General features: G+C 60.2%; 19 protein-coding genes and 1 riboswitch. Of the genes, 11 read left to right on the top strand and 8 right to left on the bottom strand.

Annotated elements, in window-relative coordinates:
• Positions 1 to 12 precede the first annotated feature (12 nt).
• From metK to AB4N91_RS29075, 3 genes are all read left to right on the top strand, one after another.
• Positions 13 to 1,203, top strand: coding sequence for a methionine adenosyltransferase (gene metK, locus AB4N91_RS29085; protein ID WP_010466931.1), 1,191 nt, complete (start codon positions 13 to 15; stop codon positions 1,201 to 1,203).
• A 239-nt stretch (positions 1,204 to 1,442) separates the two neighbouring features.
• Positions 1,443 to 3,116: an NAD-dependent DNA ligase LigB gene (ligB, locus tag AB4N91_RS29080; protein ID WP_460111986.1), complete on the top strand. Its 1,674-nt coding sequence runs from the start codon at positions 1,443 to 1,445 to the stop codon at positions 3,114 to 3,116.
• Positions 3,117 to 3,212: 96 nt separating this feature from the next.
• Positions 3,213 to 3,608, top strand: a complete 396-nt coding sequence (locus AB4N91_RS29075) for a DUF1090 domain-containing protein (RefSeq protein WP_010466929.1) — start codon at positions 3,213 to 3,215, stop codon at positions 3,606 to 3,608.
• A 77-nt stretch (positions 3,609 to 3,685) separates the two neighbouring features.
• Here the strand turns inward: AB4N91_RS29075 and AB4N91_RS29070 are convergent, their stop codons facing one another.
• On the bottom strand, positions 3,686 to 4,135 hold the full coding sequence (locus AB4N91_RS29070) for a c-type cytochrome (protein WP_042932506.1): 450 nt from the start codon (positions 4,133 to 4,135) through the stop codon (positions 3,686 to 3,688).
• Positions 4,136 to 4,263: 128 nt separating this feature from the next.
• Here AB4N91_RS29070 and mltA point away from each other — a divergent pair, with 128 nt between their 5' ends.
• The gene (gene mltA, locus AB4N91_RS29065) at positions 4,264 to 5,448 is read left to right on the top strand and encodes a murein transglycosylase A (RefSeq protein ID WP_010466927.1); all 1,185 of its coding nucleotides are present in this window, start codon (positions 4,264 to 4,266) and stop codon (positions 5,446 to 5,448) included.
• A 145-nt stretch (positions 5,449 to 5,593) separates the two neighbouring features.
• Here the strand turns inward: mltA and AB4N91_RS29060 are convergent, their stop codons facing one another.
• Positions 5,594 to 5,977 (bottom strand): MAPEG family protein, encoded by a 384-nt coding sequence (locus AB4N91_RS29060; RefSeq protein WP_010466926.1) that lies wholly within the window; start codon positions 5,975 to 5,977, stop codon positions 5,594 to 5,596.
• 40 nt (positions 5,978 to 6,017) lie between these two features.
• Positions 6,018 to 6,851, bottom strand: a complete 834-nt coding sequence (locus AB4N91_RS29055; RefSeq protein ID WP_010466925.1) for an EamA family transporter — start codon at positions 6,849 to 6,851, stop codon at positions 6,018 to 6,020.
• A gap of 286 nt (positions 6,852 to 7,137) precedes the next feature.
• On the opposite strand from AB4N91_RS29055, the gene AB4N91_RS29050 reads away from it, so the two are divergent.
• Entirely contained in the window at positions 7,138 to 8,307 is a 1,170-nt protein-coding gene (locus AB4N91_RS29050; RefSeq protein WP_077747245.1) for an MFS transporter, read from the top strand.
• A 170-nt stretch (positions 8,308 to 8,477) separates the two neighbouring features.
• Entirely contained in the window at positions 8,478 to 9,743 is a 1,266-nt protein-coding gene (locus tag AB4N91_RS29045; protein WP_460111985.1) for a cation:proton antiporter, read from the top strand.
• On the opposite strand, the gene AB4N91_RS29040 is transcribed toward AB4N91_RS29045, so the two are convergent.
• Together AB4N91_RS29040 and AB4N91_RS29035 are read right to left on the bottom strand one after the other, a co-directional pair.
• Positions 9,744 to 10,631, bottom strand: a complete 888-nt coding sequence (locus AB4N91_RS29040; protein WP_077747243.1) for a formate/nitrite transporter family protein — start codon at positions 10,629 to 10,631, stop codon at positions 9,744 to 9,746.
• A 182-nt stretch (positions 10,632 to 10,813) separates the two neighbouring features.
• On the bottom strand, positions 10,814 to 11,218 hold the full coding sequence (locus tag AB4N91_RS29035; protein ID WP_010466921.1) for an acyl-CoA thioesterase: 405 nt from the start codon (positions 11,216 to 11,218) through the stop codon (positions 10,814 to 10,816).
• A 189-nt stretch (positions 11,219 to 11,407) separates the two neighbouring features.
• A riboswitch (S-adenosyl-L-homocysteine riboswitch) is annotated at positions 11,408 to 11,510 on the top strand.
• A gap of 23 nt (positions 11,511 to 11,533) precedes the next feature.
• Here AB4N91_RS29035 and ahcY point away from each other — a divergent pair.
• The 4 genes from ahcY to AB4N91_RS29015 all read left to right on the top strand — a co-directional run bounded on the left by ahcY (position 11,534) and on the right by AB4N91_RS29015 (position 17,009).
• Entirely contained in the window at positions 11,534 to 12,943 is a 1,410-nt protein-coding gene (gene ahcY / locus AB4N91_RS29030; protein ID WP_077747242.1) for an adenosylhomocysteinase, read from the top strand.
• Positions 12,944 to 13,134: 191 nt separating this feature from the next.
• A complete protein-coding gene (metF, locus tag AB4N91_RS29025; protein WP_010466919.1) occupies positions 13,135 to 13,980 on the top strand; it encodes a methylenetetrahydrofolate reductase [NAD(P)H] in 846 nt (281 codons plus the stop codon).
• 125 nt (positions 13,981 to 14,105) lie between these two features.
• The gene (locus tag AB4N91_RS29020; protein ID WP_169857146.1) at positions 14,106 to 14,909 is read left to right on the top strand and encodes a substrate-binding periplasmic protein; all 804 of its coding nucleotides are present in this window, start codon (positions 14,106 to 14,108) and stop codon (positions 14,907 to 14,909) included.
• A gap of 222 nt (positions 14,910 to 15,131) precedes the next feature.
• Positions 15,132 to 17,009 (top strand): DEAD/DEAH box helicase, encoded by a 1,878-nt coding sequence (locus tag AB4N91_RS29015; RefSeq protein WP_460111984.1) that lies wholly within the window; start codon positions 15,132 to 15,134, stop codon positions 17,007 to 17,009.
• A gap of 246 nt (positions 17,010 to 17,255) precedes the next feature.
• Here AB4N91_RS29015 and AB4N91_RS29010 read toward each other — a convergent pair whose 3' ends face one another.
• The 3 genes from AB4N91_RS29010 to AB4N91_RS29000 all read right to left on the bottom strand — a co-directional run bounded on the left by AB4N91_RS29010 (position 17,256) and on the right by AB4N91_RS29000 (position 20,447).
• Positions 17,256 to 17,840 carry a YceI family protein gene (locus tag AB4N91_RS29010; RefSeq protein WP_077747241.1) on the bottom strand — a complete coding sequence of 195 codons (585 nt, stop codon included), beginning with the start codon at positions 17,838 to 17,840 and terminating at the stop codon, positions 17,256 to 17,258.
• Between the two features lie 32 nt (positions 17,841 to 17,872).
• The gene (locus AB4N91_RS29005) at positions 17,873 to 18,424 is read right to left on the bottom strand and encodes a cytochrome b (RefSeq protein WP_010466911.1); all 552 of its coding nucleotides are present in this window, start codon (positions 18,422 to 18,424) and stop codon (positions 17,873 to 17,875) included.
• 265 nt (positions 18,425 to 18,689) lie between these two features.
• Positions 18,690 to 20,447, bottom strand: coding sequence for a flavin monoamine oxidase family protein (locus AB4N91_RS29000; protein ID WP_169857147.1), 1,758 nt, complete (start codon positions 20,445 to 20,447; stop codon positions 18,690 to 18,692).
• Between the two features lie 222 nt (positions 20,448 to 20,669).
• Between AB4N91_RS29000 and AB4N91_RS28995 the strand changes: the two genes are divergently transcribed.
• Positions 20,670 to 22,076, top strand: coding sequence for an adenosylmethionine--8-amino-7-oxononanoate transaminase (locus AB4N91_RS28995; RefSeq protein ID WP_077747239.1), 1,407 nt, complete (start codon positions 20,670 to 20,672; stop codon positions 22,074 to 22,076).
• Positions 22,077 to 22,239: the final 163 nt, after the last annotated feature.

Here is a 22,239-nt window from a genome sequence, read left to right as displayed (position 1 = left end):
GAAAAAATCGAGATGAGCGAATACTCCCTCTTCACCTCCGAGTCCGTGTCCGAAGGGCACCCGGACAAAATCGCCGACCAGATTTCCGATGCGGTGCTGGACGCCATCATTGCTGAAGACAAGTTCGCCCGCGTAGCGTGCGAAACCCTGGTTAAAACCGGCGTGGCAATCATCGCAGGTGAAGTCACCACGTCGGCCTGGGTCGACCTGGAAGAGATCGTGCGTAACGTCATTCTGGACATCGGCTACAACAGCTCCGATGTCGGCTTCGACGGTGCCACTTGCGGCGTGATGAACATCATCGGCAAGCAGTCCCCTGACATTAACCAGGGTGTCGACCGTGCCAAGCCTGAAGATCAGGGCGCTGGCGACCAGGGCCTGATGTTCGGCTACGCCAGCAACGAAACCGACGTGCTGATGCCAGCACCGATCACTTTCTCGCACCAGCTTGTGCAGCGCCAGGCCGAAGCCCGTAAATCCGGCCTGCTGCCTTGGCTGCGCCCGGACGCCAAGTCGCAAGTGACTTGCCGTTACGAAGGCGGCAAGGTCGTCGGTATCGACGCCGTTGTACTGTCGACCCAGCACAACCCTGAAGTGTCGTACAAAGACCTGCGCGAAGGCGTGATGGAGCTGATCGTCAAGCACGTGCTGCCTGCCGAACTGCTGACCAAAGACACCCAGTTCCACATCAACCCGACTGGCCAGTTCATCATCGGTGGCCCTGTGGGCGACTGCGGCCTGACCGGTCGCAAGATCATCGTCGACAGCTACGGCGGCATGGCCCGTCACGGCGGCGGCGCGTTCTCCGGCAAGGATCCATCGAAGGTTGACCGTTCGGCAGCCTACGCCGGTCGTTACGTGGCCAAGAACATCGTTGCTGCCGGCCTGGCCGAGCGTTGCGAGATTCAGGTTTCCTACGCGATCGGTGTTGCCCAGCCGACTTCGATCTCGTTGAACACCTTCGGCACCGGCAAGATCAGCGACGACAAGATCGTCAAACTGGTCCGCGAAATCTTCGACCTGCGTCCATACGCGATCACCACCATGCTCGACCTGCTGCACCCGATGTACCAGGAAACCGCTGCGTACGGCCACTTCGGTCGCACCCCGGCAACCAAGACTGTGGGCGAAGACACCTTCACCACGTTCACCTGGGAAAAGACCGACCGCGCCGACGACCTGCGTACTGCAGCCGGCCTGTAAGACTTTCCTGGCGGTACCAAAAGCCCCGCACGGTTCGCCGTGCGGGGCTTTTTATTGGTTTTCGCTTTACACCGGATCGCCCCCATCGCGAGCCGGCTCGCTCCCACATTAGTCCTGTCATGCGCCAGCTTTGCCCTCACTGAAGATCCAGCCCGGAAACACCAGGCAAAACACCCACTCCTTCCTAAAAAAAATACTGACTAACCTTCAAGCATCCCCCCTGAGCAAGGACGCTCACGATGCTTCTGCGCCTGTTTTCCGCTTTGTTCCTGACCCTGCTTTGCCTGAGCTCGAACGCTGCCGACTGCCCCGACTGGTCACCCGCCCGCGCCCTGGACGAAATCACTGCCCTGCAAAAACAGATCGATTTCTGGGACGACAACTATCACCGCCACGGACGCTCGCTGGTCGCCGATGAAATCTATGATCAATCCCGCGCGCGATTGAGCGAATGGCGTGAGTGCTTTGATTTGAGTCTGGCGCCCGACCCCTTGCGCACGGCGGGCGGCAAGATGGCCCACCCCATCGCTCACACCGGCCTGGAAAAACTGCGTGATGGCGGAGCAGTCGAGCATTGGCTACGCGAGCGCAATGACATCTGGATACAACCCAAGGTCGACGGCGTGGCCGTGACGCTGATCTATCGCAACGGCTCGCTGCATCAGGCGATCAGCCGCGGTAACGGCGTCAATGGCCAGGACTGGACCGCCTCGGCCCGACAGATTGCGGCCATTCCCCGGCATCTGCCGCAACCATTGGATGTGCTGGTGCAAGGCGAACTCTACTGGCGCCTGACCGACCATGTGCAAGCCAAGGCAGGCAGCCTCAACGCCCGCTCCACGGTGGCCGGGTTGATGGCCCGCAAAGAGCTGACCGCCGAGCAGGCAGGTGGTATCGGGTTGTTTGTCTGGGATTGGCCGCAAGGTCCGGCAAGCCTGCCGGCGCGCGTGGCGGCTCTCGATGAAATGGGTTTTCCGGGCACGGCGCCCTACAGTCAGCCGATCAAGGTGTTCGCCGACGCTGAACGATGGCGCGATCACTGGTATCGCACGCCACTGCCCTTCGCCAGTGACGGCGTCGTTTTGCGCCAGAGCCAGCGACCACCGGCAGAACGCTGGCAGGCGCGCCCCTCCTTCTGGAGCGTTGCCTGGAAGTATCCGTTCGCCCAGGCACTGGCCGAAGTGCGCAAGGTCCACTTCAAGATTGGTCGCACAGGGCGGATTACTCCGGTGCTGGACCTGACGCCGGTGAAGCTGGATGACCGACAGATCAAACGGGTAAGCGTCAGCTCCCTGCGACGCTGGGAAGAGCTGGATGTCCGCCCTGGGGATCAGGTGTCCATCAGCCTGGCGGGACTGACCATTCCAAGGCTCGATGGCGTCGTGCTGCGCAGTACCGAACGCACTGAATTAAACGTGCCATCGGCAGCAGACTTTCACCATTTGAGTTGCTGGCAACCGACATCAGGCTGCGAGAGCCAATTCCTCGCGCGACTGACCTGGCTCAGCGGCAAGCAAGGACTGGCTTTGCCCCATCTCGGCCCTGGCACCTGGGAGAAACTTTTCGAAACAGGCCGCCTCGACAGCCTGTTGGATTGGTTGACCCTCGATGCTCAAGAGCTTGCTAACATTGATGGCTTCGGCGAACGCAGCGCGGCTCGTCTTCTAAACAGCTTCAACAGTGCCCGGCAACGCCCTTTCGCTCGCTGGCTCAAAGCCTTGGGGTTGCCGCCGACCGGCCAGGCACGGCTTGCCGATTCATGGCAGGAACTGGCGAATAGAAACACCGAACAATGGCAGGCAGAAGCAGGTATCGGCCCGGGACGCGCAGCGCAATTGAGCGCCTTTTTCCGCGACCCGCACGTCCTGGCACTGAGTCAAACATTACGTATGGCCGGGATTGACGGCTTTTAAACACCGAGCCCCCGGCAGCCCGGGAACCCAAAGGGGCCGACGGGCTCAAACGCCCATCGCCACATCGACCCGATTGTCTTCGCACTTGGAGCTTTTATGAAATTTCTTTCACCACTCGCCTTGCTGACCCTTTGCAGCGTGATGGCCGCTCCCCTGATGGCCGCCGAAGAAGCCCCGGGGCTGACCGGCTGCGCCGCCAAGAAACAGGGGATCATCAATCAGATCGAACTGGCCAAATCCCACGGCAATGCTGAACAGCAGGCTGGCCTCGAAACGGCCCTGAGCGAAGTCACCACCCATTGCACCGACGCCTCGCTGAAGAAAGAACGGGAAAACAAGGTGCTCGATGCCAAGCATGAAGTCAGCCAGCGCCAGGCCGATCTGGACAAGGCCATGAAGAAAGGCGATCCGGACAAGATCAACAAGCGCAAAGACAAACTTGCCGAGTCCCGAAAGGAATTGCAGAACGCGCTCGACGAGTTGGACAAGTAACCCCCGAATTGAGCGAGGGAGCTTTTGTGACGAGGGGCTTGTCGGAACGCCCCCTCGCCACAGGAATGCATTGCCAATCAATGATCCCGAAACTCTTTATGGCAGGCACTACAGGCATCTTCGACTTTCTGCACCGCCGGGCCCAGGTTACTGGCCTTGTAAGGCTGAACCTTGCTGGCAATCACCAATTCACCGGTGGCGGCTTCAAGGGTGCGGGCCATGTCCTGGAAGCGTGCCTGCTGCTGCCACACATTGTCCTTGGCGCTGCTGTGATCTTCTTCACGCACTTGCGGGAAATGTTTCCAAGGCTCACGGGACAAGGTGTCGAGTTTCACGGCGCCTTCGGCAAATTTCGGACCGTCGAACGGGATACGACCACGCAACATACCGCCCAGGTCTTCACCGGTCTTGAGCATCTGTTTGAAGATCGCCTTGCGTTGTCCCAGCGGCGAATTCGGATCAACGCCACCGCAGGCAGACAAGGTCAGGCAGGCCAGCAATACAACAGAAAGTCTTTTAAGAGTCATGGTGGCTTCAGGTCACGGGAAACGGCGGCCAGTATCCTCGTGTCATCGGCAAAGACCAATAGCCCTATTATCAATACGGGTTGTTTGAGCGCATGGAGCACTCAGGCAACCGACAAAGGAATTACTCCATGAACAGCCGTTTCAAGGCATGGCGTCACCACCTCGTGTGGACTCTTCCAATGGTGGCCGTGCTCGCCGGCTGCACCGGCGGCGATAAAGACACCCCTAAAACCCACGCCCTGGCGACCTACTCCAGTACCAGCTGGGAAGCATTGCCGGCGGTGTCCGACACCGACCTGGTCGCCGGCTTCGGCTCGTGGCGCAGCGCCTGCACCCGACTCAAGGCCGACCCGGTCTGGGGATCGACCTGCGCGGCTTCCGCCAATGTGCCGCAGACCGCCAGCGACATTCGCGGCTTCCTCAAGCAGAACCTCGACGTCTACGGCCTGCGCGCCGCCAATGACAATCCCAACGGTTTGATCACCGGCTATTACGAGCCGGTCTACCCGGGCAGCCTGACCCAGACCGAAGTGGCGAACATTCCGGTGTACGGCGTGCCCGAGGACATGATCATTGTCTCGCTGGACAGCATCTACCCGGAACTCAAAGGCAAACGCCTGCGCGGACGCCTCGAAGGTCGCGTGCTCAAGCCTTACGACGATGCGGCAACGATTGAAACCAATGGAGTAAAGGCGCCAGTGGTTGCGTGGCTGACCGACCCGATGAACCTGCAATTCCTGCAAATCCAGGGTTCGGGTCGCATCCAGCTCGACGACGGCCGCCAACTGCGCATTGCCTATGCTGACCAGAACGGCCATCCCTATCGCCCCATCGGGCGCTGGCTGGTGGAGCAAGGCGAGCTGAAGAAAGAAGACGTGACCATGGGCGCCATCAGCACGTGGGCAAAAGCCAATCCGTCGCGCATTCCGGAACTGCTGGGCAGCAACCCCAGTTACGTGTTCTTCACTCGCAACCCGGACAGCAACGAAGGGCCACGCGGCTCGCTGAACGTTCCGCTGACGGCCGGTTACAGCGCGGCAGTGGACCGCAAAGTCATTCCGCTGGGCAGCCTGTTATGGTTATCCACGACAAAACCGGACGGTACGGCACTGGTACGGCCCGTGGCGGCGCAAGACACTGGCGGCGCGATTGCCGGCGAAGTGCGTGCGGATCTGTTCTGGGGCACTGGCGAGGCGGCCGGGCAATTGGCCGGGGACATGAAACAGCAAGGGCAGATCTGGATGCTCTGGCCTAAAGGCGCGGCGTTGCCGCAAGTGCCGCAGGTTGCCGATGCGGCGAAGGCCAACCCGTAAGCCTTGTATTTGCAGTTAGATAGTCATCGCGAGCAGGCTCGTTCCCACGGTGGATCTCGGTTGTACACAGCGTTTGTGTTCACTGAAGATCAACTGTGGAAGCGAGCCTGCTCGCGATGAGGCCAGACAAATCACCGCAATACTTTCAGACCGACACCACAAAGAAACTGGCAATCAACCCCATCCCCACAAACCACACCAGCGACCGCAATATCGCCCAGTCCGCCAGGTAGCAAATGATGTACAGCAGCCGACTGGTGATAAACAGCACCGCCAGCACGTTAACCGTCACCAACTGCGCCGTGCCCACCAGATGCGCAACAATCACCGCGATCGCAAACGCCGGGGTCACTTCAAAGCTGTTCAGTTGCGCCGCATGCGCGCGCCTGCCCAGACCATTGAGCGACTCGAGAAAGTCCCGGGGGTCATGGTTGTCTTGCAGCCTGAACCTGCCACTGACCTTGGCGATGACCGTGCAGAGATAGGGCAGGAAAATCGCGATCAAAACGCACCACAGAGCAACCGTCATAAAGCAGTCCTTTCTTCAGTTTTGGAATGTTGAGTGCCCGTTAGAACTTCATGACCAAAATACCGATCAGTACGAGCCCACAGGCTAAGAGCCTTGGCCTGCCGAAAGGTTCTTTCAGGTAACGCATGCCGAACAGCACCACCAGAATCACGCTGATCTCGCGCAACGCCGCCGCTTCGGCAATCGACCCCAGCTGCATTGCCCACAGCACCAAAGCGTAGCTGAACAACACGCAGAACCCGACCGCCAGCCCCAGTCGCCACTGTTCACGCCAAAACAGCATGAACGCCGTGCGCTTGCTTACCAGCGCCAGCAACGGGAACGGCCAAGCGCTGAGCAACGTGACCCAGACCAGATAGTCCAGAGGGTGCGACCAGCGCCGTAACGCCTGGCCATCGATGAAGGTGTAGCAGCCGATGCACAGGCCGATCAGTGCCACCACCGGCAACATCGACCACGGCAGACGCGCACCACCACCGCCCTGCCAGAGCAGGCACAGCATGCCAAACGGAATCAACAGGATTCCGAAAATCTGCTGATTTGTCAGGACTTCGCCAGCGAAGATCAGCGTCAGTGCCAGCACCACCAGCGGCGACAGCCCACGCATCAACGGATAGACCAACCCGAGGTCGCCGACCCGATACGCCTGGATCAGCAGATAGCGATAGAGCAGTTCGAACGCCGCCGACGCCAGAATCCATGGCCAGATTTCAATCGGTGGCAGCGCCACGAACGGCAGCATCAGAGCGACAAACAGCATCGCGACGCTATCCATGCAGGCCACCACCAGCAGCCGTTCGGCACTGAATTTGATCAGGGTATTCCACGCCGCGTGCAACAGCGCCGCCACCAACACCAAAGCCGTCGCAAGCACGGCACGCTCCTTTTATTGACCGCCGCGCCCCCCTGTAGGAGCCAGGCTTGCCGGCGAAGGCAATCTCAAGGACGCCTTCGCCGGCAAGCCTGGCTCCTACAGGACGCGCGTGGATAATTGATTCGCCATATGTCAGCAGCTGTTTATACTGCAAGCGACCACGCCGCACTCAGTTGCGCACAGACTAATTCCAATAATTTCTGCCCCTGCCCGCGCTCATCGAGAACGGTCATCGGCATGCGTATGCCTGATCAAAGCGTCAAGACTACCGACAGAGACCTTGCGCATGCCACTCGCCTTGCTCGCCCTCGCTGTTGCCGCGTTCGGCATCGGCACCACTGAATTCGTCATCATGGGCTTGCTGCCCGACGTCGCCCGCGACCTCGCCGTGAGCATTCCCCACGCCGGCCTGCTGATCACCGGCTACGCCCTGGGCGTGGTGTTCGGCGCGCCGATTCTTGCGATCGGCACCGCCAACATGCCGCGCAAAGCCACGCTGCTGGGCATGACGCTGATGTTCATCCTCGGCAACGTGCTGTGCGCATTGGCACCGAACTATGCCACGTTGATGGCCGCGCGAGTGGTCACCGCGCTGTGCCACGGTGCGTTCTTCGGCATTGGCTCGGTAGTCGCGGCGGGCCTGGTTGCACCGAACAAAAGGGCGCAGGCCATTGCCATGATGTTCACCGGCCTGACGCTGGCCAACGTGCTCGGCGTGCCGTTGGGCACCGCGCTCGGGCAATACGCCGGTTGGCGTTCGACGTTCTGGGCGGTCTCGGTGATCGGGGTGATTGCAGCGCTCGCGCAGTGGCTCTGGCTGCCGAAGGACATCGCGATGGACAAGGCCAACCTCGCCAGCGAGTTCAAAGTGCTGGGCAAGGTCAATGTGTTGTTGGCATTGGGCATGAGCGTGCTGGCGTCGACCAGTCTGTTCAGCGTGTTCACCTACATCGCGCCGATTCTGCAGGACATCACCGGGGTCAGCCCCCATGGCGTGACAATCATGCTGTTGTTGTTTGGCGTCGGCCTGACGGCGGGCAGCATGCTGGGTGGTCGCCTGGCGGACAGCCGATTGCTGCCTTCATTGGTGGGCATGGCGCTGGCCGTGGCGGTGGTATTGGCTGCCTTTAGCCAGACCAGTCACTCGGTGATTCCGGCGGCGATCACACTGGTGCTGTGGGGGATTTTCGCGTTTGCCCTGTGCCCGATTCTGCAACTGCTGATCATCGATCAGGCGCATGAAGCGCCGAATCTTGGCTCGACGCTGAACCAGAGCGCCTTCAATCTTGGCAACGCAGCAGGTGCGTGGATCGGCGGGCTGGTGGTTGCCAGCGGTGCGGATCTGGCGGATCTGCCGTGGACCGGTGCGCTGGTCAGTGGCCTGACGGTGCTGACCGCCCTGTTCTACATCTATCTGCAACGCCGCGGTGCGACTGCGGTCAATGTGTCCGGCTGAATCATTGCGTCGCTGCTGACACCGCTATCGCGAGCAGGCTCGCTCCCACAGTGGATCTCCAGTGCACACAGATTCTGTGTACACCGAATTCCATGTGGGAGCGAGCGTGCTCGCGAAGAAACTGACTCGGTGCAACTGTCTTAAACCCCACCCCCATCCAAGGACCCCGGATGCTCGAACTTGTCGCTGCCTTTATCTGCCTGACCACACTCCTCACCTACGTGAATTTCCGCTTCATCGGCCTGCCTCCGACCATCGGGGTCATGGTCACCGCGCTGATGTTTTCCCTGCTGCTGCAAGGCCTGAGCTTGCTCGGCTACCCCGGCCTCGAAGAGCGCATTCAGCAGCTGATCAGCCAGATCGATTTTGGCGATCTGCTGATGAACTGGATGCTTTCCTTCCTGCTGTTCGCCGGCGCCCTGCACGTCAACCTCAATGACCTGCGCAGCTACCGCTGGCCTATCGGGCTGCTGGCGACCTTCGGCGTATTGATCGCCACGGCGGTGATCGGCAGCCTCGCCTATTACATTTTTGCCCTGTTCGGCTGGCACGTGAGCTTCCTTTATTGCCTGCTGTTCGGCGCGCTGATTTCCCCCACCGACCCGATCGCGGTCCTCGGCGTGCTACGGACTGCCAATGCGTCCAAGCCTCTGAAAACCACCATCGTCGGCGAGTCGTTGTTCAACGACGGCACGGCCGTGGTGGTGTTCACCGTGTTGCTGGGCATCGCACAACTCGGTGAAACCCCGACCGCTGGCGCCACAGCGATGCTGTTCGCCCATGAAGCGATTGGCGGTGTGCTGTTCGGTGGGCTGATCGGTTATCTGGTGTACCTGATGATCAAGAGCATCGAGCAGCATCAGATCGAGGTCATGCTGACCCTGGCGCTGGTGATCGGCGGCTCGGCCATGGCGTCGGAGCTGCATGTGTCCGCCCCCATCGCGATGGTCGTCGCGGGTCTGATCATCGGTAACCTGGGCCGCAACCTGGCGATGAACGACATGACGCGCAAGTACCTGGACGGCTTCTGGGAATTGCTCGATGACATGCTCAACGCCCTGCTGTTCGCTCTGATCGGCATGGAGCTGTTGCTGCTACCGTTCAATTGGCTGCACGTGCTGGCGGCGAGTTTGCTGGCACTGGCGATTCTGCTCTCGCGCCTGCTGACGGTCGCGCCGGCCATCGTGCTGCTGCGGCGCTGGCGCACCGTGCCGCGCGGGACAATCCGGATTCTGACCTGGGGTGGTTTGCGCGGCGGTGTTTCGGTGGCCCTGGCCCTGGCCCTGCCGCTGGGCCCGGAGCGCGACTTGCTGCTGAGCATCACCTACATCGTGGTGCTGTCGTCGATCCTGCTGCAGGGTTTGAGCATCGGCAAACTGGTCAAGCACGTGACCCGGGATGAGCCTGCGCCAGCGGCACAGGCCGAGCATCACTGATTACTTTTTGCTCTTCTGCGGATCAGGCTCTGACGCCTGATCCGCCGTCTTCTTCGGCGGACCGCTCTCGCTGCGGATCTGCGCGTGGCTGATCAGCGCGAAGATGAAGCTGCCGCCGATGATGTTCCCCGCCAGCGTCGGCCCGGCGAACACCAGCCAGAAATCCTTCCACGGCAATTCGCCGGCAAACACCAGGTACGAGACCTCGGCCGAACCGACCACGATGTGGGTGAAATCCCCCAGCGCCATCAGGTAAGTGATGAGGATGATGATCCACATCTTGGCGCTCTCCATGGACGGGATCATCCAGACCATGGTGGCAATCATCCAGCCCGACACAATGCCTTTGGCGAACATCTGGCTGGCGTCGTTTTCCATGATCTTGCGCCCGATATCGAGGAAGGCCAGGTCGGTCTTGCTGTCGAAAATCGGCAGATGGAGCATCACGTAGGCCACGAGCAGCGTGCCGCAGAGGTTGCCGACCAGCACCACCGACCACAGGCGTAGCAATCGCCCGAAATTGTTCAGTGTGGGTTTGGTCATGATCGGCAGCACGGCCGTCAGGGTGTTCTCGGTGAACAACTGCTGACGGGCGAGGATTACCGCAAGAAAGCCAGCGCAATAGCCGAAACTGGCGATCACCTTGAAGCCTTCACCGTCTGGCAGTCGAGAATTGAGCAGTCCCATGGCCATCAGCGACAGGCCCATGGTCAGGCCGGCGGCGAGTGCCGACCACCACAAGGCGGCGACGCTGCGTTCGAGCTCCTGATCGCCCTGGGTGCGGATGATTTCATGCAGCACCGCGGCCCGCGGTGGCTGGTTTTTGTCGACGTCGTGCTGTTCTTCCGGCGACAGGTTGGGGGTCTTGCCGTCTTGCTTGATGTCCATAGCGCTCCGGAACAGGTGATGTGTCATGTAGGTACGACACGCGCGGCCCGGAGCTGTTCACTGACCGTCCAACGAAACTGGCTCTGTAGGCGCGAGGCTTTCCAGCGAAGGGTTCACCTCGGTATTGCTGGTGACACAAATGACGCCTTCGCGAGCAAGCTTCGCTCCTACGGGGGCTCGCATTACTCGCTGGCGACGTCGTCCTTGAACTGGTCTTTGACGTACTTGATCTCGGTCTGGCCGTGCGGCGCGGGCAAGCCGTCTTCACCCAGGTTGACGAAGACAATCTTATCCACCGTCAGGATGCTTTTGCGGGTGATCTTGTTGCGTACTTCGCATTTCAGGGTTATCGAGGTACGACCGAACTCGGTGGCAGTGATGCCCAGTTCGATGATGTCGCCCTGGCGCGAGGCGCTGACGAAGTTGATCTCGGAAATGTACTTGGTGACCACTCGCTGATTGCCCAGCTGGACGATGGCGTAGATCGCCGCTTCTTCGTCGAGCCAGCGCAACAGGCTACCGCCGAACAGTGTGCCGTTGGGGTTGAGGTCTTCGGGTTTTACCCATTTGCGGGTGTGGAAATTCATAGGGGGCTCCAGGTTTGAGGCGTTTGAGCGATAGAGTTCTGCCCCCAGCTTCAAGTTTTAAGCGCCAAGCTGCAAGTAAATGCAGATTCGCTGTTACTTGCCGCTTGTAGCTTGTCACTTGCCACTAGCCGGACAAAGGAAGCTATAATCGCCACCGATTTAAAACGGCTACTACCGTTTTCCCGCCACCTGTCCGAGGGGCGCTGCAGCAGGTTCGACCTGTCAGGCTCGGATGGGGCGTTGACTGGCCATGATCGGCCGGACACTAAACGCACAACGGCGCCCATTCGCATACATTACGAATGGAGGCTCATCATGAGCGCTGTTATCACGCCTGCAGATTTTAACGATTACAAAGTGGCCGACATGTCCCTGGCTGCCTGGGGCCGTCGCGAAACCATCATCGCCGAATCCGAAATGCCAGCCCTGATGGGTCTGCGCCGCAAGTACGCCGGTGAGCAGCCACTCAAAGGCGCCAAGATCCTTGGCTGCATCCACATGACCATTCAGACTGCCGTGCTGATCGAAACCCTGGTTGCCCTGGGTGCCGAAGTGCGTTGGTCGTCCTGCAACATTTTCTCGACTCAAGACCAGGCCGCTGCCGCTATCGCAGCTGCCGGTATCGCGGTTTATGCCTGGAAAGGCGAAACCGAAGAAGAGTACGAGTGGTGCCTGGAGCAAACCATCCTCAAAGATGGCGCGCCTTGGGATGCCAACATGATCCTCGACGACGGCGGCGACCTGACCGAGCTGCTGCACAAGAAATACCCGGCGATCCTGGACCGCGTCCACGGCGTCACCGAAGAAACCACCACTGGCGTTCACCGCCTGCTGGACATGCTGGCCAAGGGCGAGCTGAAAATCCCGGCCATCAACGTCAACGACTCGGTGACCAAGAGCAAGAACGACAACAAGTACGGCTGCCGTCACAGCCTGAACGATGCGATCAAGCGTGGTACTGACCACCTGCTGTCCGGCAAGCAAGCGCTGGTCATCGGTTACGGTGACGTGGGCAAGGGCTCGGCTCAGTCCCTGCGTCAGGAAGGCATGATCGTCAAGGTCTCCGAAGTCGACCCGATCTGCGCCATGCAAGCCTGCATGGACGGCTACGAGCTGGTTTCGCCGTTCATCGACGGTATCAACAACGGTACTGAAGCCAGCATCGACAAAGCCCTGCTGGGCAAGATCGACCTGATCGTGACCACCACCGGCAACGTCAATGTTTGCGATGCAAACATGCTCAAAGCCCTGAAGAAGCGCGCTGTTGTCTGCAACATCGGCCACTTCGACAACGAAATCGACACCGCTTTCATGCGCAAGAACTGGGCATGGGAGGAAGTGAAGCCGCAGGTTCACAAAATTCACCGTACCGGCCCTGGCGCATTCGATGCCCAGAACGACGACTACCTGATCCTGCTGGCCGAAGGCCGTCTGGTTAACCTGGGTAACGCTACCGGTCACCCAAGCCGCATCATGGACGGTTCGTTCGCCAACCAGGTTCTGGCGCAGATCTTCCTGTTCGGCCAGAAGTACGCCGACCTGTCGCCAGCCCAGAAAGCCGAGCGCCTGACCGTTGAAGTACTGCCGAAGAAACTCGACGAAGAAGTGGCCCTGGAAATGGTCCGCGGTTTCGGCGGCGTTGTGACTCAACTGACCAAGACCCAGGCCGACTACATCGGCGTGACCGTCGAAGGTCCGTTCAAGCCGCACGCTTACCGCTACTAAGACAAAGCAGCTGCGAGCTTTAAGCTTCAAGCGGCAAGCAAGGTCAAAAGCCGAACTTGCCGCGCGAAGCTCGAGAGCTCTGCCCCTATTCCAAAACAGTTTCAGGCAGCAGGCTCCAGGCACAAGAGATCAGCGCACCTCCGCTTCTCTTGCAGCTCGCAGCTTGCAGCTTGTAGCTGGAGGTTCCCTCCATGTCCCAAGACCGTCGCTACAGCTTCGAGTTCTTCCCTACGAAGACCGACGCTGGGCATGAAAAGCTACTCGCCACTGCCCGTCAGCTCGCCACGTACAACCCCGATTTCTTCTCCTGCACTTATGGCGCTGGCGGTTCGACCCGTGATCGCACGCTCAACACCGTGTTGCAGCTCGAAAGCGAAGTCAAAGTCCCGGCTGCGCCGCATCTGTCTTGCGTTGGCGACAGCAAGGACGACCTGCGCGGCCTGCTGGCTCAATACAAGGCAGCCGGCATCAAGCGTATCGTTGCCCTGCGCGGTGACCTGCCATCCGGCATGGGCATGGCCAGCGGCGAAATGCGCCACGCCAACGACCTGGTTGAGTTCATTCGTGAAGAAACCGGCGATCACTTCCACATCGAAGTCGCCGCCTACCCGGAGATGCATCCGCAAGCGCGCAATTTCGAAGACGATCTGAACAACTTCGTGCGCAAGGCTAACGCTGGCGCCGACAGTGCGATCACCCAGTACTTCTTCAACGCCGACAGCTACTTCTACTTCGTCGAGCGTGTACGGGCGATGGGCGTGAACATCCCGATCGTGCCGGGGATCATGCCGATCACCAACTACAGCAAGCTCGCGCGTTTCTCCGACGCTTGCGGTGCGGAAATCCCGCGCTGGATCCGCAAACAACTGGAAGCCTACGGCGACGACACCCAGAGCATTCAAGGCTTTGGTGAGCAAGTCATCACCGAAATGTGCGAACGCCTGCTGCAAGGTGGCGCACCGGGGCTGCACTTCTACACACTGAACCAGGCTGAAGCGAGCCTGGCGGTGTGGAACAACCTGAAGCTGCCGCGCTGAAACAGTGCAGCACTCCAATGAAGGCTCTGGCGCAATCCAGGGCCTTTTTTATGGATTGCGCCTCGGGCCAGAGCTTCTGGATCCGATTTCTGGCTCTTTATGACTTCTCGTCGTAATCTCAAGCCATGCCTCTGATCGCACAGTTACTCACCGTGTTTCTATTCTCTTGCCTGAGCTTTGCCGCCCGGGGCGAGAAGTTGCGCATTGTCACCGAGCCGTGGGCGCCTTATGTCTATGAGGAAAACGGCAAATCCCTGGGCCTGGATTACGAAACCACGGCGATCGTGTTCAAACGCCTGGGGATCGAAGTGGACTGGCAGTTCCTGCCATGGAAACGCTGCCTGTCGATGCTTGAAACAGGCCAGGCGGATGGAGCGCTGGACATTTTTCACAGCGATGAACGCGACGCTACCTTGCTCTACCCCAGCGAACCGCTGTCGGAAGTCGAGTTCGTGATGTTCTACGCTAATGAGCGGCCCCATCCGTTCCGCACCCTCGACGACCTGAAAGGCCTGACCGTCGGCACCTCGCCGGGCTACCTCTATAACAAGGATTTCAGCGAGTCGACTTTGTTCACCCGGGAGCCGGCGCCAACCCATGAAGCCAACTTCGGCAAACTGGTGCGCGGGCGTATCGACCTGCTGATCACTGATCGCCGGGTCGGGCAGCACTTGCTCGACGAATTGGGCATCCGCGACAAGATCACCGAAAACCCCACCGTCATCAGCCGCCAGAGCCAGTTTTTGGCGGTACGCCGTAACGCCGGCATGGATTTGCTGGTGCAGCGTTTCGGTGCCGAACTCAAGCGCTTCAAGCGCGAGCCCGCCTACGCTGAGCTCAGCGCCCGTTATGGCGCAGGCCCGGGGGTGCAAGCCGCCGCCACCACCACCGAAAAAACCGTTGAGCAGCAGGAAAGCGGCGCGCAGTGATTGCTCTGTTATACTCCGGCCTTCCCGCCAGGCTCACGCCCGGACGCTCGGACTTGTTCAAGGCATCTCGATCCGCTACAGCGCAGCTTTTCAGCCCGCGCGAGCGCTCCAGACGAGCTTTCAAGACCCAGCAGGACCGGACGGGATTGCGTTCCTCTTAAACGCCATTCGCGCCAGGCAAGACTCCCATTGGGCCAAGCCCTAACTAAAACAGGATTACTCATGTCCTTTGCTTCCCTCGGTCTCTCCGAGGCTTTAGTCCGCGCCATCGAGGCAGCGGGCTATACCGAGCCTACTCCGGTGCAACAGCGGGCTATCCCCGCCGTGTTGCAAGGTCGCGACCTGATGGTCGCGGCTCAGACAGGTACTGGTAAAACCGGCGGCTTCGCCCTTCCGATTCTGGAGCGGTTGTTCCCCAACGGTCACCCGGACAAATCCCAGCGTCACGGCCCGCGCCAACCGCGCGTACTGGTCCTGACCCCTACCCGCGAACTCGCGGCTCAAGTACACGAGAGCTTCAAGGTGTATGCCCGTGACCTGAAGTTCGTCAGCGCCTGCATCTTCGGCGGCGTCGGCATGAACCCGCAGGTTCAGGCCATGTACCGTGGTGTCGACGTGCTGGTGGCCTGCCCTGGCCGCCTGCTCGACCTCGCCGGCCAAGGCAGCGTCGATTTGTCCCACGTGGAAATCCTCGTGCTGGACGAAGCCGACCGCATGCTCGACATGGGCTTTGTCCATGACGTGAAGAAGGTCCTGGCTCGCCTGCCGAGCAAACGTCAGAACCTGCTGTTCTCGGCGACCTTCTCCAAAGACATCACCGACCTTGCCGGCAAGCTGCTGCACAACCCGGAACGCATCGAAGTCACGCCGCCGAACACCACGGTCGAGCGTATCGAGCAACGCGTCTTCCGCCTGCCAGCCAACCACAAGCGTTCGCTGTTGGCGCACCTGATCACCGCTGGCGCCTGGGAACAGGTCCTGGTGTTCACCCGCACCAAGCACGGCGCCAACCGTCTGGCCGAGTACCTGGACAAACACGGCCTCAGCGCCGTCGCGATCCACGGCAACAAGAGCCAGAACGCCCGCACCAAAGCCCTGGCCGACTTCAAGGCCGGTGAAGTGCGCATTCTGGTCGCCACCGACATCGCCGCTCGCGGCCTCGACATCGACCAGTTGCCACACGTGGTCAACTTCGAGCTGCCGAACGTCGACGAAGATTACGTTCACCGTATCGGCCGTACCGGCCGCGCCGGTCGTTCGGGCGAGGCGATCTCGCTGGTCGCCCCGGACGAAGAAAAGCTGCTGAAAAGCATCGAGCGCATGACCAAGCAGAAGATTGCCGATGGCAACCTGATGGGCTTCGACTCCAGCGCTGTAGAAGCCGAGAAACCGGAAGTTCGCGAGCGTCCGGATGTGCGTAACCCACGTAACCCACGTGGCCCGCGCGGCGACGGCCCGAACGGCACCGGCGGTGGCGGCGGTCGTAAAGACAAGGGCAAGGACAAGGGCGGCAAAGAAAAAGCGCCCGCCACTGGCCGTGGCGATCGCCCGGCCCGTGAACACAAGCCACGCGAAGGCACCCCGGCTCGCGAGCAACAGCGTCCGGCTCCTCGTGCTGCCGTTGATCGTGCTCCGGATGAGTTCCTGGACGACGATGTGGATAACTTCGGTAACCGCGTTGACTACGTGCCTCAAGCCAAACCGGCTCAGGGCCGTGGCCGCCGTCCGGGTGCTCCGGCACCAGGCGCGGCAGCCGGCGCAGGTGCTCCACGCACCGGCGGCAAGCCTCAGGGTCGCCAAAGCGGTCCGCGCAGCAGCGACGGCGCCACCACCGGCACGCCGCCGGCCAAGCGCAGTGGCCCACGTAACGGCGCTCCACGTGACGGCCAGGCCCGTCGTGAAGAGTCGCGCAACCGTCGTCCGGCTCGCACCGACGACCAGCCGCGTTCGGAACCGGCCGTGCAAAACCCGCGCGGCCCGGCACCGAAGATCATTCACAAGGAGTCGAAAACCGATCGTTTCCCGACTCCAGAGCAACTTGATCAACTGCCAGGCCGTCCACGCGGTGAGAAGCCAGCGTTGCTGACCCGCAATCGCTGATTTAGCACTGCCATAAAAAATGCCCCGGCTCTCACGACCCGGGGCATTTTTTTGGCCTGACGCAACCCCCTGTAGGAGCGAGGCTTGCCCGCGAAGGGGTCAACCGGATTTCTGTGGAGAGGCCGCTGGCGCTTTCGCGGGCAAGCCTCGCTCCTACAGGATTTTGGGTGCGACGCAGATTATGTTCGGCCATAAAAAACGCCCCCGATCGCGAGATCGGGGGCGTTTTCGTGTCAGGGGCGAAAATTACTTCGCCTTCACACCTTCAAACGAAACGTACAACTCGACGGCATCGGACGCTGGGCCCAGGTCTTTCTGCTTGCCGAAGTCGGAACGCTTGATGCTGGTGGTGCCTTCGAAGCCGGCACGGTAGCCGCCCCATGGATCCTTGCCTTCGCCCAGGAAGGTAGCCTTGACCACGACTGGCTTGGTCACGCCAAGGATGGTCAGGTCACCGGTCACGTCGGCAGTGTCTTTGCCAGCGGCGTTTTTGCCGGTGGATTTAACGCTGGTGGAGACGAACTTGGCTTTAGACCCGTCCAGGAAGTCTTTGCTGGCGATGTGCTTGTCGCGCTCGGCATGGTTGGTGAACACACTGGCGGTGTTGACGTTGAACTCGATCTTGCTCGCTTCCGGCTTGGCCGCATCGAAGCTGAACTTGCCGTCGATGTCCTTGAAGGTACCGGTGATGTAGCTGTATCCCAAGTGGCTGATCTTGAAGTCAACGAAGGCGTGCTGGCCTTCTTTGTCGACGACGTAGTCAGCCGCCATCACGTTAGCGGACAGCAGAGCCGAACCGATTGCCAGAGCAGCGAGTGTTTTTTTCAACATGCTTTCTATTCCTTTGGAGTCGAGGTTGAACTTCAGGCTTTGCGGCCCAGCATTCGATTGAGGGTCGCATCACGATCGATAAAGTGGTGCTTCAATGCTGCCAACGCGTGGAGACCGGAAAAAATTACCAGCGCCCACGCCAGATACAGATGAATCACACCGGCGGTGTCTGCCTGGTCCGGTAGTCCGGAAACCAGCGCAGGAATTTCAAACAGGCCAAACACCGAAATCCCGACACCGTCTGCGGTGGAAATCAGGTATCCGGCAATCATCACAGCAAACAGGCTGAAGTACAGGAACGAATGACCGAACTTGGCGCCGAGACGCGTCATGCGGCTATACGTTTCCAGTGTCGGCGGTGGCGGGCTGATAAAGCGCCACAACACCCGCAGGACCATGACAGCCAACAACACCAGGCCAATGCTCTTGTGCAATTCCGGCGCGTCTTTGCGCCAGGTGCTGTAGTAGTCGAGACCGACCATCCACAAGCCCAGCGCGAACAAACCGAAGACCGCCAGCGCCACGCCCCAGTGCATGAAGACGCTGACCCAACCGTAGCGGGAAGAAGAGTTACGTAGCTGCATTGCCCAAATCCTGTGAGAACTGCGACCAAGACTATCGAGTTATCTATCGAATTAAAGCGGAAAATTTCGCTTTGAAATATCGAGAAATACGATCAAGAGTCTGAAATAGAGTCGTTAAGGAAAGATTAAAGACCAATGTGTAATAAAAAATGAAGTCCAGCCATGGAACACCTGCGCCACAAGATTTATTCGATTCTTGTGATTGGTTTCTTTCAGGCATAAAAAAACGCGGCATGTCTGCCGCGTTTCTTTGAGTGCCAAAAGCTTACTGCGCTTTGGTTTCCGTCGCCGGGGTCGTAGAAGTTTTTGCCGCTGGTTTCTTCGCGGTTTCAGCCTTCTTCGCCGGGGCTTTGGCCGGCGCTTTTTTGGCTTCGGTCTTGGCAGCAGGCTTTTTCACCGGGGCTTTCTTGGCCGGCTCGGCTTTCACCGGGACCACAGGCTTCGGCGCTTCAACCGGTGCAGGTGCTGGAGTCGGTGCCGGCGTTGGAGCAGGTGTCGGCGCCACTGGCTCTGGTGCCTTGACCGGTTCCGGCTTCTTGTCGTCATCGGACGAACCACCGAACAGGTTGGTGAAGAAGTTGCCTTTCTTCGCCGCCACCGCGCCGGCCGCTACAGCGGTCGCTGCCGGCACAACCTTCGCAGGCTCAAACGACTTGCCCGCCGCCAGGTCTTCAACCTGACTGGCTGCACGTTGACCGGTGCGCAATGCGCCTTCCAGCGTGCCTGGGTACAAGGTGTCGGTGTGTTCGCCAGCGAACGCTACGCGTTGCAGCGGACGTTCCCACAGGCGCCAGTATTTGCTGATCTGGCCCGGGCCGAAGGCCAGGTAAGCGCCGCCCATCGACGGGTCGGTGCTGTAGCGGCGGATTTCATAACCGGTGAACGAACCGCGCGCCTGTGGATAAAACGCATGCAGACGAATCAGCACCTGGTCGACCATCTGCTTGTCGCCGAACGCCTGCATCACCCGTGCGTTGTCGCCGGACAGGTTGATCACCACGTTGGCGCCACCCTTCAGCGCCGGCTCGACCCACAACATGCCCAGGCCGGTGTTGCTGTAGATCTCGCCGGACATGCGCGCCTTGCTTTCCCACACTGGCGTCTTGAACTTCAGCATGATCTGGTCACGCCAGCCGTAGTTGGTGCCCTTGATGGCACCCAGGTGCTGGGCGTCCAGCGCCGGGATCATCTGAATCTTGTTCAGGGCGCGCAACGGCACGGCCACCACCACGTAGTCAGCCTGATAGCCAACGCTGCCGACTTTGACGGTCACACCGTCCTTGTCCTGGTTGATGGACGACACCGGAGAGCTGGTCTTGATGGTTTTCAGCTGTTTGACGAAGGCCTGGGCCAGTACCGGGCTGCCGCCGAGCAGGCGCGAAGCGCGCAGGTCACGGTCGGAGACGCCACGGTAAACACGGCTCTGCTGTGCGAAATACAGCAGCGACAGGCGCGAAGGTTCGTCGTAACGGGTACGAATCTGCTGGTTCACCAACTGACGTGCCGTGGCTGGCAGGCTCAGACGGTCGAGCCAGTTGGAAACGTTGATCTGATCCAGAGCGTGCAGCGTACTGTTGGCCGCCGGGTTCTGTGGATCTTCGATCGAACGCGCCAGATCGTCCAAGGTCTTTTCGTAGCGCTTGAGGGCTTCGGCGGTGGCCGGTTCCTTGGTGGCCAGGTCGGCGGCGGTGTAATACACGCCATCGATCAGGTAGCTCGGGGTCCGCACGAATTCAGGGGCTGGCGTGGTGCTCAGCTTGAAGGTCGATACGTATTTGTTCAGCACCGGTTGGGTCTTGTCGTTGCCGATCCACTCACTGGTGGCCATACCGGAGCGACCGCCCAGGCTCGGCTTGGCTTCCAGCAGGGTCACCTGCCAGCCTTTGTTCTGCAGTTCATAAGCGGCAGTAAGGCCCGAGAGCCCGCCGCCGATCACGATCGCCGTTTTATCCTTGGCCAGCGCAGACACGCTGAACAGCCCCAACATCACCAGCGCACAGGCGCGCAGCCAACCAGCAGACATTCAGCGAACTCCGGAAATACACGAGGAAATAGCGGTTTTACGAGTCAGACGACTCAAAGAACCGCGAAGAATACGTCAGCCATCAAAAGGCCGCCAGCGACGTCTATCGACCTATACAAAGTAGCTCAATCGACACAATGGGTTGTCCCCGTGCGATGCATTGCATAGGCTTGCGCGATTGTTTGCCCGCGAAACCAGCGAGCCGCCTCGAGGAGACTGAACATGGGCCTGAATAATCAGTGGATGCAACGCGATCTTGCGGTGTTGTGGCATCCCTGCACCCAGATGAAAGACCACGAACAGCTGCCACTGATCCCGATCAAGCGCGGTGAAGGCGTATGGCTGGAAGACTTCGAAGGCAAACGCTACCTCGACGCCGTCAGCTCCTGGTGGGTCAACGTGTTTGGCCACGCCAACCCGCGCATCAACCAGCGCATCAAGGATCAGGTCGATCAGCTGGAGCACGTGATTCTGGCCGGTTTCAGCCATCAGCCGGTGATCGAGCTGTCGGAGCGTCTGGTGAAGATGACGCCGGAAGGCCTGACGCGGTGCTTCTACGCCGATAACGGTTCGTCCTGCATCGAAGTCGCGCTGAAAATGAGCTTTCACTACTGGCTCAACCGCGGCCAGCCGAACAAGAAGCGCTTTGTCACCCTGACCAACAGCTACCACGGCGAAACCATGGCGGCGATGTCGGTGGGCGATGTGCCGCTGTTCACCGAAACCTACAAGGCGTTGCTGCTGGACACCATCAAGGTGCCGAGCCCCGATTGCTACTTGCGCCCGGAAGGCATGAGCTGGGAAGAACACTCGCGGAACATGTTCGCGGCCATGGAACAGACGTTGGCCGAGAACCACGACACTGTCGCGGCAGTGATTGTCGAGCCGTTGATCCAGGGCGCCGGCGGCATGCGCATGTATCACCCGGTGTACCTCAAACTGCTGCGCGAAGCCTGTGATCGCTATGGCGTACACCTGATCCACGACGAAATCGCCGTCGGCTTCGGCCGCACCGGGACGATGTTCGCCTGTGAACAGGCCGGCATCCGCCCGGACTTCCTCTGCCTGTCCAAGGCCCTGACCGGCGGCTACCTGCCGCTGGCGGCCTGCGTGACGACCGAGGATGTCTACAGCGCGTTCTACGACGACTACCCGACCCTGCGCGCCTTCCTGCATTCGCACAGCTACACCGGCAACCCGCTGGCGTGCGCGGCGGCTTTGGCGACGCTGGATATCTTCGAAGAAGACAACGTCATCGAGAACAACAAGGCATTGGCGCAGCGCATGGCCAGCGCGACCGCGCACCTGGCCGATCACCCGAACGTTTCGGAAGTGCGCCAGACCGGCATGGTGCTGGCCATCGAGATGGTCAAGGACAAGGCAACAAAAGAAGCTTATCCGTGGCAAGAGCGTCGCGGTTTGAAGGTGTTCCAGCACGCGCTGGAGCGCGGTGCTTTACTTCGACCGTTGGGCAGCGTGGTGTATTTCCTGCCGCCGTATGTGATTACACCGGAGCAGATCGATTTTCTGGCCGAAGTGGCCAGTGAAGGGATCGACATCGCGACCCGTGAGGGCATCAGCGTGTCGGTGCCGAAGGACTTCCACCCCGGCTTCCGCGATCCGGGCTGAGTCACCGAAAAACCCTGTGGCGAGGGAGCTTGCTCCCGCTCGGCTGCGAAGCAGTCGTACTCCGGCTTGCGCGTTTTAACTGACAAATCGCGGTCGCCAGGTTTGGGGCTGCTTCGCAACCCAGCGGGAGCTAGCTCCCTCGCCACAAAAGCTGATTGAGCAC

The sequence above is a fragment of the Pseudomonas sp. H3_D04 genome, from assembly GCF_054669175.1.
The sequence above is the reverse complement of the archived record's forward strand: the minus strand, read 5'-3'. Positions and strand labels throughout refer to the sequence as shown.

Bases quoted from the DNA above. Each gene is read 5' to 3' on its own strand.
- metK (WP_010466931.1), top strand. From the start codon at position 13: ATGAGCGAATACTCCCTCTTCACCTCCGAGTCCGTGTCCGAAGGGCAC.
- ligB (WP_460111986.1), top strand. From the start codon at position 1,443: ATGCTTCTGCGCCTGTTTTCCGCTTTGTTCCTGACCCTGCTTTGCCTG.
- AB4N91_RS29075 (WP_010466929.1), top strand. From the start codon at position 3,213: ATGAAATTTCTTTCACCACTCGCCTTGCTGACCCTTTGCAGCGTGATG.
- AB4N91_RS29070 (WP_042932506.1), bottom strand. From the start codon at position 4,135: ATGACTCTTAAAAGACTTTCTGTTGTATTGCTGGCCTGCCTGACCTTG.
- mltA (WP_010466927.1), top strand. From the start codon at position 4,264: ATGAACAGCCGTTTCAAGGCATGGCGTCACCACCTCGTGTGGACTCTT.
- AB4N91_RS29060 (WP_010466926.1), bottom strand. From the start codon at position 5,977: ATGACGGTTGCTCTGTGGTGCGTTTTGATCGCGATTTTCCTGCCCTAT.
- AB4N91_RS29050 (WP_077747245.1), top strand. From the start codon at position 7,138: ATGCCACTCGCCTTGCTCGCCCTCGCTGTTGCCGCGTTCGGCATCGGC.
- AB4N91_RS29045 (WP_460111985.1), top strand. From the start codon at position 8,478: ATGCTCGAACTTGTCGCTGCCTTTATCTGCCTGACCACACTCCTCACC.
- AB4N91_RS29040 (WP_077747243.1), bottom strand. From the start codon at position 10,631: ATGGACATCAAGCAAGACGGCAAGACCCCCAACCTGTCGCCGGAAGAA.
- AB4N91_RS29035 (WP_010466921.1), bottom strand. From the start codon at position 11,218: ATGAATTTCCACACCCGCAAATGGGTAAAACCCGAAGACCTCAACCCC.
- ahcY (WP_077747242.1), top strand. From the start codon at position 11,534: ATGAGCGCTGTTATCACGCCTGCAGATTTTAACGATTACAAAGTGGCC.
- metF (WP_010466919.1), top strand. From the start codon at position 13,135: ATGTCCCAAGACCGTCGCTACAGCTTCGAGTTCTTCCCTACGAAGACC.
- AB4N91_RS29020 (WP_169857146.1), top strand. From the start codon at position 14,106: ATGCCTCTGATCGCACAGTTACTCACCGTGTTTCTATTCTCTTGCCTG.
- AB4N91_RS29015 (WP_460111984.1), top strand. From the start codon at position 15,132: ATGTCCTTTGCTTCCCTCGGTCTCTCCGAGGCTTTAGTCCGCGCCATC.
- AB4N91_RS29010 (WP_077747241.1), bottom strand. From the start codon at position 17,840: ATGTTGAAAAAAACACTCGCTGCTCTGGCAATCGGTTCGGCTCTGCTG.
- AB4N91_RS29005 (WP_010466911.1), bottom strand. From the start codon at position 18,424: ATGCAGCTACGTAACTCTTCTTCCCGCTACGGTTGGGTCAGCGTCTTC.
- AB4N91_RS29000 (WP_169857147.1), bottom strand. From the start codon at position 20,447: ATGTCTGCTGGTTGGCTGCGCGCCTGTGCGCTGGTGATGTTGGGGCTG.
- AB4N91_RS28995 (WP_077747239.1), top strand. From the start codon at position 20,670: ATGGGCCTGAATAATCAGTGGATGCAACGCGATCTTGCGGTGTTGTGG.